Origin of the sequence: Ochrobactrum sp. SFR4, from assembly GCF_019730395.1 — a bacterium.
In the GTDB taxonomy this organism is placed as follows: Bacteria; Pseudomonadota; Alphaproteobacteria; order Rhizobiales; family Rhizobiaceae; genus Pseudochrobactrum.
Genome location: NZ_JAAPBB010000246.1, coordinates 1 through 419 on the forward strand (window position 1 = coordinate 1; position 419 = coordinate 419).

The 419-nt window shown below is 44.4% G+C and carries 1 protein-coding gene; it reads right to left on the reverse strand.

Translation table 11 applies throughout. The features are described from left to right. On the reverse strand, positions 1-419 hold a 419-nt coding region (locus tag HBA93_RS18825; RefSeq protein ID WP_286202058.1), incomplete at both ends, for an ABC transporter substrate-binding protein.

Below are 419 nucleotides of genomic sequence, written 5' to 3' on the forward strand. Positions count from 1 at the left end.
TCTCAATAAAATCCGTTCCGCATCCGCCAATATTTCGGCGCGCAGTTTGGCATCGGTTATGGTTGCAGACCTGGCAATCAGTGCGTCATATTCTTTGTTTGACCAGTCAGAATAATTGAAATAGCTGTCGGACGTAAACAGGCTCAGGAATGAATAAGGATCATTGAAGTCGCCGATCCATGCCTGATATGCGAGATCATACATGCCTTTTTCCTGTAAATAGTTGAAATAAGTCACGCCTTCCACTTCATCCTGTTCAGCATTAATACCGATATTTTTAAGCATATCGGCAATGGCAACCATTGTGTTTTTATTGTTAACGGTCGTTGCGTAGCGCAACTTTACAGACAGGCTGCCAGGTGCAACACCTGCCTCCTCAAGCAGCGTCTTGGCTGTATCTTCACGATCAAGAATATCCT